This is a genomic window from Rhodoferax sp. RT5P35 (assembly GCF_056521385.1).
On sequence record NZ_JBWMAX010000257.1, the window covers coordinates 380 to 1,158 of the forward strand.

Annotated in this window: 2 protein-coding genes; both read left to right on the top strand. The window is 62.5% G+C overall.

Features of this window, described 5'->3' with window-relative positions; translation table 11 throughout:
- Positions 1-514, top strand: a 514-nt coding sequence (locus AC097L_RS25460; RefSeq protein WP_479589487.1) for a lytic transglycosylase domain-containing protein, incomplete at its 5' end; no start/stop codon positions are given.
- Between the two features lie 66 nt (positions 515-580).
- On the top strand, positions 581-779 hold a 199-nt coding region (locus AC097L_RS25465; protein WP_479589488.1), incomplete at its 3' end, for a hypothetical protein.

A 779-nucleotide genomic window follows, 5' to 3' on the forward strand; every position in this document is an offset into this window, starting at 1 on the left:
CGTCAAACACCATCTGCGCGAGGCCTCCACCAAGCTCAGCGTCGATTACGAGCTGCTGCAGGCCTTGATCGTGGCCGAGTCGGGCTTCAACAGCACCGCGGTGTCGCCCAAGGGCGCTGTCGGCCTGATGCAGATCATGCCGGCAACGGCAGAGCGTTACGGGCTGGTGGGCGATACCAAGCTCAGCATAGAACAAAAGCTGTTTGACCCCAAAACCAATATCCGCATCGGTACGCGCTACCTCAGCGACCTGATCCGCATGTTTCCTGGCCAGTTGGAGCTGGCCGTGGCCTCGTACAACGCAGGCGAGGGTGCAGTGCAAAGGGCGGGCAACCGCATTCCCAATTACAAGGAAACCCAGGCCTACGTGAAAACCGTGCTCCAGCTCTACAACGGCCTCAAGCCGCCTGCCTCCTTGGCCGAGCAGCGTCGCCTGCCGTCGCGCATCCGCATGGAGTTGTCGGGCGGTGCCGCAGGCCGGGGCAATCTGCCACCGGTGGCCGTGCTGCCCTGAGGTTTTTCGTTTTAGCGGCTTTTTTGCGGCGATGTTTGCCGCTGTCTTTCTTTTTCTCTACCTCCCATGACCGACCAACCCGAACTGGACCTGCCAGAAGACCCGCCCGTGCCCGAACCCGTCATTGACGACGACGGCCTGAGCCTGGCCAGCTACGCGCAGCGTGCCTACCTGGAATACGCGCTGAGCGTGGTCAAGGGCCTCGCCATTCCCGACGTTACCGACGGCCAGAAGCCGGTGCAGCGGCGCAGGGTGTATGCCGTGT